The organism is Actinomyces polynesiensis (assembly GCF_000820725.1).
In the GTDB taxonomy this organism is placed as follows: Bacteria; Actinomycetota; Actinomycetes; order Actinomycetales; family Actinomycetaceae; genus Pauljensenia; species Pauljensenia polynesiensis.
The window spans coordinates 1-16738 of record NZ_CCXH01000141.1 but is presented as its reverse complement, the minus strand read 5'-3'; the positions used below and the strand labels follow the sequence as shown (position 1 = coordinate 16738).

General features: G+C 71.3%; 16 protein-coding genes. All 16 read left to right on the top strand.

The window, feature by feature from the left end:
- Window positions 1-413 (top strand): family 20 glycosylhydrolase (locus TA90_RS06465; RefSeq protein WP_147513405.1); only part of this gene is annotated, 413 nt, incomplete at its 5' end.
- Window positions 414-566: 153 nt separating this feature from the next.
- Window positions 567-1328 (top strand): YebC/PmpR family DNA-binding transcriptional regulator, encoded by a 762-nt coding sequence (locus TA90_RS06460; RefSeq protein WP_043535239.1) that lies wholly within the window; start codon window positions 567-569, stop codon window positions 1326-1328.
- A 2-nt stretch (window positions 1329-1330) separates the two neighbouring features.
- Window positions 1331-2248, top strand: a complete 918-nt coding sequence (pdxS, locus tag TA90_RS06455) for a pyridoxal 5'-phosphate synthase lyase subunit PdxS (RefSeq protein ID WP_043535232.1) — start codon at window positions 1331-1333, stop codon at window positions 2246-2248.
- Window positions 2242-2832 (top strand): pyridoxal 5'-phosphate synthase glutaminase subunit PdxT, encoded by a 591-nt coding sequence (pdxT, locus tag TA90_RS06450; protein WP_043535231.1) that lies wholly within the window; start codon window positions 2242-2244, stop codon window positions 2830-2832. The genes pdxS and pdxT overlap by 7 nt, the downstream gene beginning before the upstream one ends.
- Before the next feature lie 10 nt (window positions 2833-2842).
- Window positions 2843-3472, top strand: coding sequence for a crossover junction endodeoxyribonuclease RuvC (gene ruvC, locus TA90_RS06445; protein WP_043535230.1), 630 nt, complete (start codon window positions 2843-2845; stop codon window positions 3470-3472).
- Between the two features lie 45 nt (window positions 3473-3517).
- Window positions 3518-4111 carry a Holliday junction branch migration protein RuvA gene (gene ruvA / locus TA90_RS06440; protein WP_043535229.1) on the top strand — a complete coding sequence of 198 codons (594 nt, stop codon included), beginning with the start codon at window positions 3518-3520 and terminating at the stop codon, window positions 4109-4111.
- Window positions 4104-5144 carry a Holliday junction branch migration DNA helicase RuvB gene (ruvB, locus tag TA90_RS06435; protein WP_043535226.1) on the top strand — a complete coding sequence of 347 codons (1041 nt, stop codon included), beginning with the start codon at window positions 4104-4106 and terminating at the stop codon, window positions 5142-5144. The genes ruvA and ruvB overlap by 8 nt, the downstream gene beginning before the upstream one ends.
- 172 nt (window positions 5145-5316) lie before the next feature.
- On the top strand, window positions 5317-5718 hold the full coding sequence (locus TA90_RS06430) for a preprotein translocase subunit YajC (protein WP_043535225.1): 402 nt from the start codon (window positions 5317-5319) through the stop codon (window positions 5716-5718).
- Window positions 5719-5757: 39 nt separating this feature from the next.
- Window positions 5758-7680 carry a protein translocase subunit SecD gene (secD, locus tag TA90_RS06425; protein WP_043535224.1) on the top strand — a complete coding sequence of 641 codons (1923 nt, stop codon included), beginning with the start codon at window positions 5758-5760 and terminating at the stop codon, window positions 7678-7680.
- The gene (gene secF / locus TA90_RS06420; protein ID WP_043535222.1) at window positions 7677-8780 is read left to right on the top strand and encodes a protein translocase subunit SecF; all 1104 of its coding nucleotides are present in this window, start codon (window positions 7677-7679) and stop codon (window positions 8778-8780) included. Before secD ends, secF begins: the two co-directional genes overlap by 4 nt.
- Window positions 8777-9316, top strand: a complete 540-nt coding sequence (locus tag TA90_RS06415) for an adenine phosphoribosyltransferase (RefSeq protein WP_043535220.1) — start codon at window positions 8777-8779, stop codon at window positions 9314-9316. Before secF ends, TA90_RS06415 begins: the two co-directional genes overlap by 4 nt.
- A gap of 37 nt (window positions 9317-9353) precedes the next feature.
- The gene (locus tag TA90_RS06410) at window positions 9354-11678 is read left to right on the top strand and encodes a RelA/SpoT family protein (protein ID WP_187120101.1); all 2325 of its coding nucleotides are present in this window, start codon (window positions 9354-9356) and stop codon (window positions 11676-11678) included.
- A gap of 438 nt (window positions 11679-12116) precedes the next feature.
- Window positions 12117-13460: a DUF349 domain-containing protein gene (locus tag TA90_RS06405; RefSeq protein ID WP_052450588.1), complete on the top strand. Its 1344-nt coding sequence runs from the start codon at window positions 12117-12119 to the stop codon at window positions 13458-13460.
- Window positions 13461-13463: 3 nt separating this feature from the next.
- The gene (locus tag TA90_RS06400) at window positions 13464-14183 is read left to right on the top strand and encodes an MBL fold metallo-hydrolase (RefSeq protein ID WP_043535219.1); all 720 of its coding nucleotides are present in this window, start codon (window positions 13464-13466) and stop codon (window positions 14181-14183) included.
- A 75-nt stretch (window positions 14184-14258) separates the two neighbouring features.
- Entirely contained in the window at window positions 14259-15611 is a 1353-nt protein-coding gene (gene hisS / locus TA90_RS06395; protein ID WP_043535235.1) for a histidine--tRNA ligase, read from the top strand.
- A gap of 3 nt (window positions 15612-15614) precedes the next feature.
- On the top strand, window positions 15615-16738 hold a 1124-nt coding region (locus TA90_RS06390; RefSeq protein WP_043535218.1), incomplete at its 3' end, for a dynamin family protein.

Genomic DNA, 16738 nt, shown 5'->3' with positions numbered 1-16738 from the left:
ACCCCTCGGGGGTGGCGCGGGCGGCCGGGCGTGGGGTGCGGGTCATCACCTCCCCGGCCTCGCGCATCTACCTGGACATGAAGTACGACGACTCCACGCCCCTGGGACTGACCTGGATGGGGACCACCGAGCTGCGGGACTCCCTGGAGTGGGACCCCCGGGAGACGGTCCCGGGACTGCGCGCCGGATCCGTGGAGGGGGTCGAGGCCTGTCTCTGGACCGAGACGGTGCGCACCTTCGAGGACCTCACCACCCTGCTGCTGCCCCGGCTCGCGGCCGCGGCCGAGGTCGCCTGGGCGGGTTCCGGGGTGGGTGAGTGGGACTCGTTCCGTCGTCGTGTCGTCAGCGTGGGGCGCTCCTGGCAGGAGCGGGGACTCCGGTGGCACAGGTCCCCCGGGGTCGGGTGGGGGTGAGGGCCCGGGGCCGCGTCGGCCGCACGGGGGACCTGGTGCCGGGACGGGAGGGGGCGTGTCCCTTCACGTGGTCCCACGGTGGGGGACGCGGAGCCGGGCCCCGGAGCCGCGGGTAGGATGGTGGGGTACGAATCCACCCCTGAGGGAGCACTGATGTCGGGACACTCCAAGTGGGCCACCACGAAGCACAAGAAGGCGGCGATCGACGCCAAGCGCGGCAAGCTCTTCGCGCGCCTCATCAAGAACATCGAGGTGGCCGCCCGCACGGGTGGCGGTGACCCGGCCGGCAACCCCACGCTCTTCGACGCCATCCAGAAGGCCAAGAAGAACTCCGTTCCCGCCGACAACATCGACCGCGCCGTCAAGCGTGGTTCCGGCGCCGAGGGCGGCGGCGCGAACTACGAGACGATCATGTACGAGGGGTACGGGCCCAACGGAGTGGCGTTCCTCGTCGAGTGCCTCACCGACAACCGCAACCGCGCCGCCTCCGACGTGCGCCTGGCGTTCACCCGTTCCGGGGGCTCCCTGGCGGATCCGGGGTCCGTGTCCTACCTGTTCACCAGGCGTGGGGTCATCGAGGTCCCCGCCGCCGACGGCGTCGACGAGGAGAAGGTCCTCGAGGCCGTCCTGGACGCCGGCGCCGACTCGGTGGAGGACACCGGGGACGGCTTCGTCGTGGAGTCCGACCCCGCCGACCTCGTGGAGGTCCGCAAGGCCCTCCAGGCCGCGGACATCGACTACGACTCAGCGGAGAACCAGTTCGTGGCGTCCACCGACGTCGAGCTCGGGCTCGAGGGCGCGGAGAAGGTCATGCGCCTCATCGACGCGCTGGAGGACTCCGACGACGTGCAGAACGTGTACCAGAACATGACGGTCTCCGACGAGGTCCGCCAGCAGCTCGAGGACGAGGAGTGAGCATGTCGGAGCAGGTCGAGTCGCCCACGGAGGGCACCCGGGAGGTCGGGACCGCCCGCGTCAAGCGCGGGATGGCGCAGATGCTCAAGGGCGGCGTCATCATGGACGTCGTCAACGCCGAGCAGGCGAAGATCGCCGAGGACGCGGGCGCGGTGGCCGTCATGGCCCTCGAGCGGGTCCCCGCCGACATCCGCGCCCAGGGCGGCGTCGCGCGCATGTCCGACCCGGACCTCATCGACGGCATCATCGAGGCCGTCTCCATCCCGGTGATGGCCAAGGCCCGCATCGGGCACTTCGTCGAGGCGCAGGTGCTCCAGTCACTGGGCGTGGACTACATCGACGAGTCCGAGGTGCTCACCCCCGCGGACTACTCCCACCACATCGACAAGTGGGACTTCACGGTTCCCTTCGTCTGCGGGGCCACCAACCTGGGTGAGGCGCTGCGCCGCATCACCGAGGGCGCGGCCATGATCCGCTCCAAGGGCGAGGCCGGCACCGGTGACGTCTCCAACGCCACCACCCACATGCGCCAGATCCGTGACGAGATCCGCAGGCTGACCTCCCTGCCGGAGGACGAGCTCTACGTGGCCGCCAAGGAACTGCAGGCCCCCTACGAGCTGGTCGCCGAGGTGGCCCGCGAGGGCAGGCTCCCCGTCGTGCTCTTCACGGCCGGAGGCATCGCCACCCCGGCGGACGCGGCGATGATGATGCAGCTCGGTGCCGAGGGCGTCTTCGTGGGTTCGGGCATCTTCAAGTCCGGTGACCCCGCCAAGCGCGCCGCCGCCATCGTCAAGGCCACGACCTTCTTCGACGACGCGGACGTCATCGCCAATGTCTCGCGCGGGCTGGGCGAGGCCATGGTCGGCATCAACGTGGACGACATCCCGGTGGGCCACCACCTCGCGGAGCGCGGATGGTGACCATCGGCGTCCTCGCCCTGCAGGGCGATGTCGCGGAACACCTGCGGGCCCTCGAGCACTCAGGTGCCTCGGCCCGTCCCGTGCGTCGTCCCGGCGAGCTCGCCGCGGTCGACGCGCTGGTCGTCCCCGGCGGGGAGTCGACCACCATGTCCAAGCTCCTCGTGGCCTTCGACCTCCTGGGCCCGCTGGCCGAGCGGGTGCGCGCGGGCATGCCCGTGTGGGGCACCTGTGCGGGCATGATCCTCCTCGCCTCCGAGGTCCTCGACGGGCGCGCGGACCAACGGTGCCTCGGGGCCATCGACATGACCGTGCGGCGCAACGCCTTCGGGCGACAGGTGGACTCCTACGAGGAGGACCTGGACGTGGTCGGCCTGGACGCGCCCTTCCACGCGGTCTTCATCCGTGCCCCCTGGGTCGAGCGCGTGGGTCCGGGCGTGGAGGTGCTCGCCCGTGCCGGCAACCTGCCCGACGGACCCGTCGTCGCGGTGCGCAGCGGACGGGCCCTCGCCACCTCCTTCCACCCCGAGGTCGGTGGGGACGACCGCCTCCACCGCCTCTTCGTGCGCATGGTCTCCGGGGACTGAGGTCGCAGCCGTGCGCGTCATGGGGATCGACCCCGGCATCACCCGGTGCGGGATCGGTGTCGTCGACGTCGCCCCCTCCCGGCAGGCCCGGCTGGTCCACGTCGGTGTCGCACGATCCGGCACGGAGCTGGCCACCCACTTCAGGCTGCGGTCGATCGCGGACGCGATCGACGCCGCCATCGTCGAGTACCGGCCCGAGGTCGTGGCGATCGAGCGGGTCTTCGCCCAGGAGAACCTGCAGTCCGTGACCACCACCATGCAGGTCATGGGGGCGGCCATGGTCTGCGTCGGGCGGGCGGGACTGCCGATGGCGGTGCACACCCCCTCCGAGGTCAAGGCTGCGATCACCGGTTCGGGCACCGCCGGCAAGGCGCAGGTCCAGCACATGGTGGCCCGTGTGCTCGGCCTGACGGAGGTCCCACGTCCGGCCGACGCCGCCGACGCACTGGCCATCGCGATCTGCCACGCGTGGCGCGGCACGGGACTGCTGGGGGCGGGGGACGACTCGCGGATCTCGGTCTCCCTGTCGGGGAAGGTGAGCTCACGCGGCTCCCTCACCCCGGCCCAGCGGGCCTGGGCCGAGGCGCAGGCGGCGCAACGCCGCACGGGAGCGGTCGATCCGCGCCTCCACCGGGGATAGGATCGTACAGGTGTTCGCCCCTCGGTGGGCACGGAAGGGGACAGTGTGATCGCGCAGCTCAGGGGGAGCCTCGAGGAGGTCGGCCTCGACACCGTGACCGTGCTGGTCGGCGGGATCGGGTGGCGGGTCCTCGTCACCCCGGCCACCGCCCAGTCCCTGACCCGTGGCACCGAGGTGTGCCTGCACACCTCCCTCGTGGTCCGGGAGGAGTCGCTCACCCTCTTCGGCTTCCGCTCCGCGGACGAACGCGACGTCTTCGAGCGTCTCCAGACGGTCTCGGGGATCGGGCCGCGCATCGCGCTGGCCGCCCTGGCCGTCCTCACCCCCGACGACCTGCGCGGTGCGGTCTCGCGCGGCGACCTCGCCGCGCTCCAGAGGATCCCCGGGGTCGGACGGAAGTCCGCCCAACGCATGGTCCTGGAGATCGGTGACAAGCTCGGCGCGGCGGCCGCACTCCCGGAGTCGGGGAGCACCTCCGCGGGCAGCGCCGCCGAGGACGAGGTCCGCGCCGCCCTCGTCCAGTTGGGATGGACGGAGACGGTGGCGGAGCGGACGGTCTCGCGCCTCGCCGGCCGGGGGCTGGACGCCTCCGCGCTGCTGCGCGCCGCCCTCGTCGAGTTGGGGGGCTCCCGTGGCTGAGCAGGTCTTCCCCGAGGACGCCCCCCGGATCATCGCCCCGGACGCCTCCGACGTCGAGAGGGCCGCCGAGGCCGCGCTGCGACCGAAGCACCTGGACGAGTTCATCGGCCAGGCCACCGTGCGCTCCCAGCTCCAGCTCGTCCTCGACGCCGCCCGCGGGCGTGGCGTGACCCCCGACCACGTGCTGCTCGCCGGTCCCCCCGGACTCGGCAAGACGACCCTGGCCATGATCATCGCCGCCGAGATGGGGACCTCCCTGCGCCTGACCTCGGGCCCGGCCATCCAGCACGCGGGGGACCTCGCGGCGATCCTGTCGGGCCTGCAGGAGGGCGACGTCCTCTTCATCGACGAGATCCACCGCCTGGCCCGGACCGCGGAGGAGATGCTCTACCTGGCGATGGAGGACTTCCGCGTGGACGTGGTGGTCGGCAAGGGACCGGGTGCCACCTCGATCCCCCTCACCCTCCCGCCGTTCACCGTGGTGGGGGCCACCACGCGTTCGGGCCTCCTGCCGGCGCCGCTGCGCGACCGCTTCGGGTTCACCGCCCACCTGGAGTTCTACTCCACCGAGGATCTCGAATCGGTGGTGCGCCGCTCCGCGGGTCTGCTCGAGGTCTCGATCGACGGGGCCGCCGCCCACGAGGTCGCCTCGAGGTCCCGCGGCACGCCGCGCATCGCCAACCGCCTGCTGCGGCGGGTGCTCGACTATGCGCAGGTGCACGGCGACGGCACACTCTCCCTGGACTCCGCACGACGGGCGCTCGAGCTCTTCGAGGTGGACCGTTCCGGCCTCGACCGCCTCGACCGCTCGGTGCTGGAGGCGCTGTGCCGTCGCTTCGCCGGTGGCCCCGTGGGTCTGACGACCCTGGCGGTGACGGTGGGGGAGGAGGCCGAGACCGTCGAGACGGTGGCCGAGCCCTACCTGGTGCGCGAGGGGTTCATGGTGCGCACGGCCCGGGGGCGGGCGGCGACGCGCAGGGCCTGGGAGCACCTCGGGATGGTGCCCCCCACCGAGGGGACCCTGTTCGGCTGAGGGACGCGCTCGCCCCCTGCGGACCCGTGGGGGTGGTGCGCTGCTGTCGGCGTGACGCAGTGCACAGGATCCCACCCCGGCGAGTGGGCCTCGCACAGGCGCGCGCCGGGGCACTAGACTGCAACGGGCGACATCCGCATCCGGAGTGGCCGGACTGACGAAAGAGGTACTCGTGGGTAACTACGGCTTCCTGATCATCATGGCGGTGATGCTGGTCGCGATGATGGTGCTCAGCTCGCGTTCGAAGAAGAAGATGCTGCAGCAGCAGCAGGAGCGCGAACGCAAGCTCACGGAGGGCCTCGTCCCCGGTGCGTGGGTGAAGACCGCTTTCGGCTTCTGGGGTCGCTACGTCGACCAGGACGGTGACGTCGTCATCCTCGAGACCCCGGACGGCACGGAGACCTACTGGGAGCGCCAGTCCATCCGTGAGGTCGGTGAGCCCCCCTTCGCCGCCGACGAGACCGCTGCCCCCGAGGTCGTCGACGAGGACGAGGACGAGCCCGTGCTCGGACTCGACGCCCCCCAGCCGCCGAAATCCCCCATCGAGACCGACGAGGACGACAAGCGGCACTGAGACGCCGTCCCTTCCTCGACACACCAAGGAATCCCACCTGTGGCCACCACACGGCGCCGTCCAGCGCGCTCACTCATCACCCTGCTCATCGTCGTCGTCATCGGCGTCTGTGCCCTGCTCGTGGGGCATGCGACCCGCGGCGCGGGTCTCACCCCGAGCCTCGCGCTCGACCTCGAGGGCGGCACCCAACTGATCCTGACCCCGACCAGCGCCGACGGCTCCGACAAGGAGGTCACCAGCGCGGACATCACCGAGGCGATCAACATCATCCGCAACCGCGTCGACGCCTCGGGCGTCGCCGAGGCCGAGATCACCTCCATGGGGACCGACAACATCGTGGTGTCCCTGCCGGGCCACCCCGACAAGGAGACGCTGGACCTGATCCGCTCCTCCTCCCAGATGGACTTCCGACCGGTCCTCGTCACCGGTGCGGCCACCACCACGGCGACGACCTCGGGGACGGACTCCACCGGGGCCCAGAGCGGCACCGATTCCCAGAGCGGGACCACCTCCCAGAGCGGCAGCACGGCGCAGAGCGGCGCCACCGACGACGCCCAGTCCGGTCTCGTCTCCACGGCGATGTCCGAGGCCGAGGCGAAGAAGCTGGCCGACACGAACGGCGACGGCACGATCTCCGACACCCCCGCCACCACTCCCACCGACCACTCCGACACGGCCTGGGTCACGGAGAAGGACCTGCTCGAGTTCTACATGCTCGACTGCACGGATCCCGCTTCCCGTGCCCAGGGCGCGGTCTCCGACCCGGACACCGCCTTCGTCACCTGCGACGAGGAGGGCACCTACAAGTACATCCTCGGTCCGGTCGACGTGAAGGGTGCGAACCTGGACTCCGCGACCGCCGGCCTGATCTACAACTCCCAGGGGCAGTCCACCGGTGAGTGGGGCGTGAACCTCCAGTTCGACGCCACCGGCACCAAGGAGTTCGCCGAGGCCTCGCAGCGGCTCTACGACCTGAAGTCCACCGATGCCACCCGCAACCGCTTCGCCGTGGTGCTCGACGGCAACGTCATCACCTCCCCGTCCATGAACACCGTGATCACCGACGGCAGGGCCCAGATCAGTGGCAGCTTCACCGCGAACTCCGCGAAGGCGCTCGCGAACCAGTTGAGCTTCGGTTCCCTCCCCCTGGACTTCACCGTCCAGTCCGAGCAGCAGATCTCCGCGACCCTGGGCTCCGACCACCTCGAGAAGGGCATCTGGGCGGGCGTCATCGGCCTCGTGCTCGTGGTGCTGTACATGATCTGGCAGTACCGCGGCCTCGCCGTGCTCTCGGCGGGCTCCCTGCTCGTGGCCGCGGGTCTGACGTACCTGGTGATCACGCTGCTGTCGTGGATCATCGGCTACCGCCTCTCCCTGCCCGGCGTGGCGGGGTTGATCGTCGCCGTGGGCATCACGGCCGACTCCTTCATCGTCTACTTCGAACGCATCCGTGACGAGGTCCGTGACGGCAGACCCCTGGTCGCCGCCGTCGACGAGGGCTGGGACCGCGCCAGGCGCACGATCATCGTCTCGGACCTGGTCAACCTGATCGCGGCCGTGGTGCTCTACGTGCTGTCCGTCGGCGGGGTCCAGGGCTTCGCCTTCACCCTCGGGGTGACGACCATCGTCGACCTCGTCGTGATCTTCTTCTTCACCCACCCGATGATGGAACTGCTGATCCGTGTGCCGTTCTTCGGTGAGGGCCACAAGCTGTCCGGCCTCGACCCCGAGCACCTCGGCGCGCACTCCAGCGCCGTGTACGCCGGGCGCGGGCGCGTCGTCGTGCGGGGCAAGGGTGCGTCCGGCGCCGCTCCGGCGACGGGGGCCACCGCGGGGAGCACCAAGTCCCTCGCGGAGCGGCGCTTCGAGGCCACCCACGCGTCCTCCTCCACCGCGCCCGGGGACGGGGGCGGTGCCGCCGTGGACGGTTCCACCGACGAGACGAAGGGGCTCGACCGATGATGAGCTTCGCCCAGTGGGGCAATGCCCTGTACTCCGGCAAGAAGTCCTACGGGATCGTCGCCCACCGGAAGCTGTTCGTGGGCCTCGCCGGCGGGTTGATGGTGCTCTCCGCCGTCCTCATCGCCGTCCTCGGCCTCAACCCCTCGATCGAGTTCACGGGCGGGTCCCAGTTCTCCGTCACCGGCGTGTCGACCTCGCAGCAGCAGGTCGCCTACGACGCGGTGGCGAAGACCGGCGTGACCTCGGACGTGCGCGTGTCCAACCTCGGTCAGAACGGCGTGCGCGTCCAGACGCCTGCCCTCGACACCGAGCAGACCGGTGAGGTCCGCCAGGCCCTGGCCAGCGCCTACGGGGTTGACGTCAACGACGTCCAGGCCTCCTCGATCGGACCCACCTGGGGCCACGACGTCACGGCCAAGGCAATGCAGTCCCTGGTGATATTCCTCGTCCTGGTCGCACTGGTCATGGCGGTCTACTTCCGGTCACTGACCATGTCGGCGGCAGCCATCATCGCGCTGCTCCACGACGTGGTCGTCACCGTCGCCTTCTTCGCGATCACCCAGGTCGAGGTCTCCCCGGCCACCCTCATCGGCTACCTGACGATCCTCGGCTACTCGCTCTACGACACGGTGGTCGTCTTCGACAAGATCCGGGAGCACACGCGCGGCGTCTGGGACCAGGAGCGCTACACCTTCGGTGAGCTCGTCAACCTCGCCGTCAACCAGACGATGGTCCGCTCCATCAACACCTCGGTGGTCGCCCTGCTCCCCGTGGGGTGCATCCTCTTCATCGGGACGTTCCTGCTCGGCGCCGGGACCCTCACCGACATCTCGCTCGCCCTCTTCGTGGGCATGATCGTCGGTGCCTACTCCTCGATCTTCATCGCCGCACCGCTGCTCGTCATCCTCGAGGACCGGCGTCGGCGCACCCGCGAGCACAATGGGCGCGTGCTGGCGGCCCGGGCGGCGCGTGCCGCCGCCACGACGGGCGAGGAGGTGCCAGCCGGCGCGTCCGCCAGTGTGAGGGTGGCGCCGCTGACGCCGGGTCGTCACCTCGGACAGGCAGCCCAGCCCACGCGCAAGAACCGGAGGAACCGATGAGCCACGAACTGGGGGGTCGCGTCGCCGACCTGGTCACCTCGAACCTGCGGGAGATCCCCGACTTCCCCGAACCGGGGGTGCTCTTCCGCGACATCACGCCCCTGCTGGCCAATGGCCCGGCGTTCCGTGAGCTCATGCAGATCCTCGCGGACCGCTACGACGGGCGGATCGACGCGGTCGCCGGGCTGGAGTCGCGCGGGTTCATCCTCGCCGCGCCGCTGGCGACCATGCTCGGCGTGGGCATGCTGACCGTCCGCAAGGCGGGAAAGCTGCCCGGACCCGTCATCGGCGTCGACTACGCCCTCGAGTACGGCACGGCGCGCATGGAACTGCGGCCCGACTCCGTGCGTGACGGCGACCGCGTGCTCGTGGTGGACGACGTCCTGGCCACGGGTGGCACGGCCAACGCGTCGGTGCGCCTGTTGAGGGAGTGCGGGGCCGAGGTCGCCTCCGTCTGCGTGCTCCTGGAGCTGGAGGCGCTGGGCGGGCGTTCGCGCCTGGAGGGTCTCACCGTGGAGTCAGCTGTCAGCTTCTGAGGTACGCGGCCGGGCCGGGCGTGCCTATCATGGGGCAATGACCGAGCAGACCGTCGAGACCCCGAACCACCGCAGCCCTGCGGCAGGGTCCCTGGTGCGCTCGGGGCTGGTCTGGTTCGGCTCCCGCGGGCGCTCCACGGCACCGGAGATCGAGCCACTCGTGCGGGCGCTGCGCGCCAACCACCCCAAGGCCGACGTCTCGGTGATCGAGAGGGCCTACGAGACCGCCGAACTCCACCACCGCGGGCAGTTCCGCAAGTCGGGGGAGCCCTACATCACCCACCCCGTCGCGGTCGCGACGATCCTGGCCGAGATGGGCATGACGACCCCCACCCTGGTGGCGGCCCTGCTCCACGACACGGTGGAGGACACGGACTACACGGTGGAGGAACTCACCGCCGACTTCGGTGCACCCATCGCCCTGCTGGTGGACGGCGTCACCAAGCTCGACAAGGTCCGGTACGGCTCCGCCGCGCAGTCGGAGACGCTGCGCAAGATGATCGTGGCGATGAGCCGGGACATCAGGGTGCTGCTCATCAAGCTCGCCGACCGCCTGCACAACGCGCGCACCTGGCGCTTCGTGCCGCGCGAGTCCGCCCAGCGCAAGGCCCAGGAGACGCTGGAGATCTACGCGCCGCTGGCCCACCGCCTGGGGATGAACACGGTGAAGTGGGAACTCGAGGAGCTCTCCTTCAAGACGCTCCTGCCGGAGATCTACGACGAGATCGACCACCTCGTCGCGGAGCGCGCGCCCGAGCGGGACACCTACCTGCGCGACGTCATCTCACAGATCGAGGAGGACCTGCGCCGTTCCCACGTCAAGGGCACGGTGGGCGGGCGCCCGAAGAACCACTACTCGATCTACCAGAAGATGATCGTGCGGGGGAAGGCCTTCGACGAGATCTTCGACCTTGTGGCGGTGCGCGTCCTCGTGGAGTCCGTCAAGGACTGCTACGCGGTGCTCGGCGCGATGCACGCCCGGTGGAACCCGATCCCGGGACGCTTCAAGGACTACATCGCGATGCCGAAGTTCAACCTCTACCAGTCGTTGCACACGACTGTGGTGGGACCCGGCGGCAAGCCGGTGGAGATCCAGATCCGCACCTTCGAGATGCACGAGCGCGCCGAGCACGGGGTCGCCGCGCACTGGCGCTACAAGCAGAACCCGAACGCGACCTCCGGCGACACCGACAAGATGACCGGCGACGAGCAGATGAACTGGCTGCGCGCCCTCGTCGAGATGGAGCGCGAGACCGGGGACCCCGAGGAGTTCCTCGACTCGCTGCGCTACGAGATCGCCGGGGACGAGGTCTACGTCTTCACGCCCAGGGGCGAGGTCGTGGTGCTGCCCGCGCACGCGACCCCCGTCGACTTCGCCTACGCGGTGCACACCGAGGTCGGACACCACACGGTGGGTGCCCGGGTGAACGGGAGACTCGTCCCGCTCGACACCCGCCTGGAGTCGGGCGAGACCGTGGAGGTCGTCACCTCCAAGTCCTCCAAGGCCGGACCGTCGCGGGACTGGCTGGCCTTCGTGGCCTCCCCCCGGGCCCGGTCGAAGATCAAGGCCTGGTTCTCCAAGGAGCGTCGCGACGAGGCGATCGAGGCGGGCAAGGAACACCTCGCCAAGGCGATGCGCAAGCAGAACCTCCCCCTCCAGCGGCTCATGAGCCACGAGTCGATCCTGTCGGTGGCCACGGCGCTGGGGTACCAGGACGTCTCCGGTCTCTACGCGGCGGTGGGGGAGAACCACATCTCCGCCCACAACGTCGTCCAGAAGCTGGTGGACAACCTGGGCGGGGGTGACGGCACGGAGGAGACCCTCTCCGAGGCCGTCATGCCCGGCTCCAACCGCCTGAAGTCGGCGGGGTCCGACGCCGGGGTGACGGTGGCCGGGATGAGTTCCAACGACATCTGGGTGAAGCTCGCCCGCTGCTGCACGCCGGTACCGGGTGACCAGATCATCGGCTTCATCACGCGCGGGCAGGGGGTCTCCGTGCACCGCGCCGACTGCCAGAACGCCCAGCGCCTCGAGGAGCTCCATCCCGAGCGCTTCGTCGAGGTCTCCTGGAGCACGGAGCGCACGGGTGCGAGTTACCTCGTGCAGATCGAGACGCGTGCCCTGGACCGCTCCGGACTGCTCTCCGACCTGACGAAGGTGCTCTCCGACTACCGGGTCAACATCATCACCGGGTCGATGTCGACCTCCGCCGACCAGATCGCCTACGCGCGGGTCACCTTCGAGCTGGCCGACATGAGCCATCTCAACGCGGTGCTCGCGGCACTGCGCCGGGTCGACGGCGTGTTCGAGGCCGTCCGCCTCACCGGCAACGAGAAGCGGTCCCCGGCCCCCGCGGAGTGAGGCGGCCCGACGCCCGCGACGCCGGGGGCGAGTTGGCCCGAGCCCGCGCGGGACACGTAGGATAGGACCTGTGCCACAGCGATGGCACGACAGTGTTCGCCCGCCCCGGCGGGTGACGACGCGCACGGGCGACCCCGGGGTCGCCCTCGTCCCATAAGGATCACCGTGACCTCCCAGCCCGCGCACCAGGCCAGCCCCGACCAGCCAGACGCCGCACAGACGCAGAGCGTCGACACCGAACCTGTCGCCGGGGGGACGGAACCGTCGGCTACCGTGACCCAGGCCGGACCCGAGGACACGGTCGCGCCCGCGGAGAGCGCTCCGGCCCCGAGCAGTCCCGAGCCGGGCGACTCGAGGGAGACACCCGCGGAGGAGGCCTCCGCCCCCACACCCGCCGTTCCCGCCCCGAGTGCCCCTGCCACCCCCGCAGCGGCTCCCGTGACCGCCAGGCCGGCCGTTCCGGCCCAGCCCCCAGTTCCCGCCCAGCCCGCGGCCCAGCCGGCCCCCGCAGACCCCGCAGCCGTCGGGGTCACGAAGCCGGGCACCCCGCTGACCACGGAGTTCGGCCGCATCGACGAGGACGGGACCGTCTGGGTGAGCGACGGGGACTCCGAGAGGATCGTCGGTGCCTACCCGGACGGTCTCCCCGAGGACCCGTTCGCCCTGTACACACGTCGCTTCCAGGACCTCGAGGCCACCGTGCGCCTCTTCGAGGACCGCCTCCCGCAGCTGTCCCCGAAGGACATCGACCAGACGCTGAAGACCCTGCGTCAGGCAGTGGTCGAGCCCGCCGCCATCGGCGACCTCCCGGCGCTGCGCGCCCGGGTCGAGGAGCTCGGCGCGCGGGCCGAGGAGCGCAAGGAGCAGGCCCGGACCGAGCGCCAGGCCGCGAAGGAGGCGGCGCTGGCCGAGCGCACGGCGCTGGTCGAACGCGCCGAGGCACTCGTCGCCCAGGACCCGGAGCGCACGCACTGGAAGCAGTCGGGCCAACAGCTGCGCGACCTCCTGGAGGAGTGGAAGGGGATGCAGCGGCGCGGTCCACGTCTGGACAAGGCCGCCGAGGACGAGCTCTGGAAGCGCTTCTCCGGGGCGCGCACGGTCTTCGACCGGCGTCGCCGCCAGTTCTTCTCCGCCCTGGACCAGAAGCAGGGCCAGGCCAAGGAACTCAAGGAGTCCCTGATCGCCGAGGCGGAGGCCCTCCAGCACTCCACCGACTGGGGAGCCACCTCGGCGGCCTACCGCGGGCTCATGGACCGCTGGAAGGCGGCGCCGCGCGCCTCACGCAAGGAGGACGACGCCCTGTGGGCCCGCTTCCGTGCAGCCCAGCAGGTCTTCTTCGACGCGCGCCGCGCCAAGGACGAGGCGGCCGACTCCGAGTACCGGGAGAACCTCGGTGCCAAGGAGGCCCTGCTCGCCGAGGCCGAGGCGCTCCTGCCCGTCACGGACCCCGACACCGTCAAGCCGCTCCTGCGTGACATCCAGGACCGCTGGGACGAGGTGGGTCGTGTGCCCGGATCGGAGGTCTCCCGCATCGAGGGCCGCATGCGTGCGGTCGAGGACGCCGTCCGGTCCGCGGAGGACCGGGAGTGGAAGCGCTCCAACCCCGAGACCCGGGCCCGGGCCGAGGGCATGCTCGGCCAGCTCGAGCAGCAGGTCGCAGAACTCGAGGCGGACGTCGCGGCGGCCCAGGCCGCGGGCGACACCCGACGTGTCACCGAGCTCCAGGACACCCTGACCACCAAGCGGGCCTGGCTCGACCAGATCCAGGGCACGATCGGCTGACCGATGCACCTCAGCGTCATCCCGACTCCGTTCTTCGGGGCCAATTGCCTGGTCCTGGTCCCGGAGGACGGGGGAGCCGCCCTCGTCGTGGACCCCTCGGCGGGGGTCCTGGACGCCATCCGGTCGACGCTCGACGCCCACGGCGTGCGGGTGGGGGCCGTGCTGTGCACCCACGGACACCCCGACCACGTCTGGGATGCCGCGGAGGTGGCGTCCTGGGCCGTGGACGCCGACGAGGCGCCCGTGTGGGTGCCCGGCCCCGACCTGCCCCGCATGGACGACCCCCTCTCCTGGGTCCCCATGCGACCCGAGGGCCTCGACCTCGTGTGGCGCAGACCCGGTGACCTGCGAGCCGTCCCTGCCGGGACCTTCGAGGTCGTGCCCGGCGTGGTCCTGCTCATGGTCCCCGCCCCCGGCCACACGGAGGGCTCCGCGGTGTTCCTGGGTGAGGGTGCGCTCGAGGTCGCCTCGGGCGGGGACGTCCTCGTCGCACGCTCCGGGTCCTCCCCCTGGGCCCTGACCGGCGACGTGCTCTTCGCGGGGTCCGTGGGACGCACGGACCTGCCCGGTGGGGACGAGGTGCAGATGCGCCACACGCTGCGCACCCTCGCCAACGCCGTCGACCCGGAGACGCTCCTGCTGCCCGGCCACGGCCCGTGGACCACCATGCGCCGGGAGCTGGCGACGAATCCCTATGTCGCCCGCGCCCGCCAGGTGGGCTGAGGCGCGTCGGCGCGGCCTGCGACACCGCAGCCGGGCGGCGGTGGCGGGCCCGTGGGACGTGGGATGATGGACCCCATGGCACGCACCTCCCTCTCCGGATTCCCCGAATGGCTCCCCGACGGACGCATCGTCGAGCAGTCCGTCCTCGACCACCTGCGCCGCGTCTTCGAGCTCCACGGTTTCGCCGGGATCGAGACCCGCGCGGTGGAGACCCTCGAGCAGCTGGAGTCCAAGGGTGAGACGTCCAAGGAGGTCTACGTGCTCGAGCGTCTCCAGGCGCTGAAGGAGCGTGAGGCCGGAGGTCCCTCCTCCTCCCACGAGAGGCGCATGGGTCTCCACTTCGACCTCACCGTGCCCTTCGCGCGCTACGTCATCGAGAACGCGAACGACCTCGACTTCCCCTTCAAGCGTTACCAGGTCCAGAAGGTCTGGCGTGGCGAGCGCCCCCAGGAGGGCCGCTTCCGGGAGTTCACCCAGGCCGACATCGACGTCGTGGGCAACGGCGAGCTGCCCTTCCACTACGAGGTGGAGCTGCCCCTGGTCATGGCGGAGGCGCTCACCACCCTGCCGATCCCCCCGGTGCACGTGCTGGTCAACAACCGCAAGGTCGTCCAGGGGGTGTGCGAGGGCATCGGGGTCACCGACGTCGACGCCGCACTGCGCGGGCTCGACAAGCTCGACAAGATCGGGCCCGAGGGCGTGGCCGAGGAACTCGCCGCCTCCGGCATCACCGACACCCAGTCGGCGACCCTGCTGGACATGGCGACGATCCGCACGGACTCCCCCGAGGAGGTCCGCTCCCGCGTGGCGGGGCTCGGTGTGAGCGGTGAGCTCCTGGAGGAGGGGCTGGGCGAGCTCTGCGGACTGCTGGCCACCGCGGCGGCGCGGATGCCCGGCGTGGTCCTGGCCGACCTGAGGATCGCCCGGGGCCTGGACTACTACACCGGTTCCGTCTACGAGACGGAGGTCGAGGGCCACGAGGACCTCGGCTCGATCTGCTCGGGGGGGCGCTACGACTCCCTCGCCACCGACGGGAAGCGCACCTATCCCGGGGTCGGGCTCTCCATCGGGGTGTCGCGTCTGGTCTCACGCATGCTCTCCGCCCCGCTCGTGCGGGCGACGCGGAAGGTGCCCAGCGCCGTCCTCGTCGCCGTGGTCGACGAGGGCGACCGCGGCCGCTCAGACGAGGTCGCCACACGGCTGCGCTCCCGGGGGGTGGCCTGCGACGTGGCCCCCACCGCCGCCAAGTTCGGCAAGCAGATCCGCTACGCCGACCGGCGCGGGATCCCCTTCGTCTGGTTCCCCGGGACCGGGGAAGACCCGGACACGGTCAAGGACATCCGCTCGGGTGAGCAGGTGGAGGCGGACCCCGCCGCCTGGGTCCCGCCCGAGGAGGACCTGTCCCCGCGCGTCGAGGTGGTCGGCTGAGGGATGGACCGGCTGGAGCACCTGCACGTGCTGAGGGGGGCGCTCGAAGGAGCCGCCCTGGACCTCCCCACGCCCGGTGCCCCCGTCGGGGAGCACGAGCGTGCGCGCGCCGTGCGCCGGCTCGGCGACCACGTCATCCCGCGACTGGCGGACGCGGAGGCGCCGCTGCTGGCCGTCGTGGGCGGCTCGACCGGTGCCGGCAAGTCCACCGTGCTGAACTCGCTGGTGGGGACCCGGGTCTCCGCCTCCTCGGCGATCCGTCCCACCACGCGTCGACCCCTGCTGGTCCACCGCCCGGAGGACTCCGGGTGGTTCCAGCCGCAGCGGATCCTCCCCGGTCTCCCCCGTGAACGCGTCGGGGCGGGTGCCGGTCCGAGTGCCCCGGCCGTCGGCGGGGCGCCCACCCTCGAGGTGCGCGGGCTCGACTCGCTGCCCGCGGGGATGGCGCTGCTGGACGCCCCCGACCTCGACTCGGTGGTGGAGGACAACCGCTCCCTGGCGCGCCAGCTGCTCGACGCCGCCGACCTGTGGGTGTTCGTCACCACCGCTGCGCGCTACGCGGACGCCGTGCCCTGGGAGGTCCTCGGTCAGGCCGCCACCCGAGACATCGCAGTGGCGGTGGTCCTCAACCGGGTGCCACCGGGGACCATGGAGGAGGTCTCCGAGGACCTGCACCGGTTGATGGCGCGCCACGGGATCCCCGACGCCCCACTGGTGGGGATCGACGAGCAACCGCTCCGCGACGGACTGCTGCCGGCGACGGCCGTGGAACCCCTGCGCCGGTGGCTGGAGGACCTCGGCTCCGATGCGAGGACCCGGTCGGAGGTCGCCAGGCGCACCCTGGCGGGTTCGGTGCGTCAGGTGCTCGAGGGCGTCCACCTGGTGGAGGCTGCCCTCGAGGAGCACGACTCCACTCTGGCCGCAGCGGCGCGGTCACTGGACTCCGCCGAGGAGGCCGGCCTGCGGAGGCTGGAGGTCTCCACCGGCGACGGGACGCTGCTGCGCGGGGAGGTCCTCGCCCGTTGGCAGGAGGTGATCGGCGCGGCCGACTTCACCCGGAGGCTCGGACAGGGCGTCTCACGGGTCCGGGACCGGCTCACCGCCGCCCTGCGGGGGAGGCCCGCCCC

Coding starts and splice junctions, on each gene's coding strand:
- TA90_RS06460 (WP_043535239.1), top strand. CDS start 567: ATGTCGGGACACTCCAAGTGGGCCACCACGAAGCACAAGAAGGCGGCG.
- pdxS (WP_043535232.1), top strand. CDS start 1,331: ATGTCGGAGCAGGTCGAGTCGCCCACGGAGGGCACCCGGGAGGTCGGG.
- pdxT (WP_043535231.1), top strand. CDS start 2,242: ATGGTGACCATCGGCGTCCTCGCCCTGCAGGGCGATGTCGCGGAACAC.
- secF (WP_043535222.1), top strand. CDS start 7,677: ATGATGAGCTTCGCCCAGTGGGGCAATGCCCTGTACTCCGGCAAGAAG.
- TA90_RS06415 (WP_043535220.1), top strand. CDS start 8,777: ATGAGCCACGAACTGGGGGGTCGCGTCGCCGACCTGGTCACCTCGAAC.
- TA90_RS06410 (WP_187120101.1), top strand. CDS start 9,354: ATGACCGAGCAGACCGTCGAGACCCCGAACCACCGCAGCCCTGCGGCA.
- TA90_RS06400 (WP_043535219.1), top strand. CDS start 13,464: ATGCACCTCAGCGTCATCCCGACTCCGTTCTTCGGGGCCAATTGCCTG.
- hisS (WP_043535235.1), top strand. CDS start 14,259: ATGGCACGCACCTCCCTCTCCGGATTCCCCGAATGGCTCCCCGACGGA.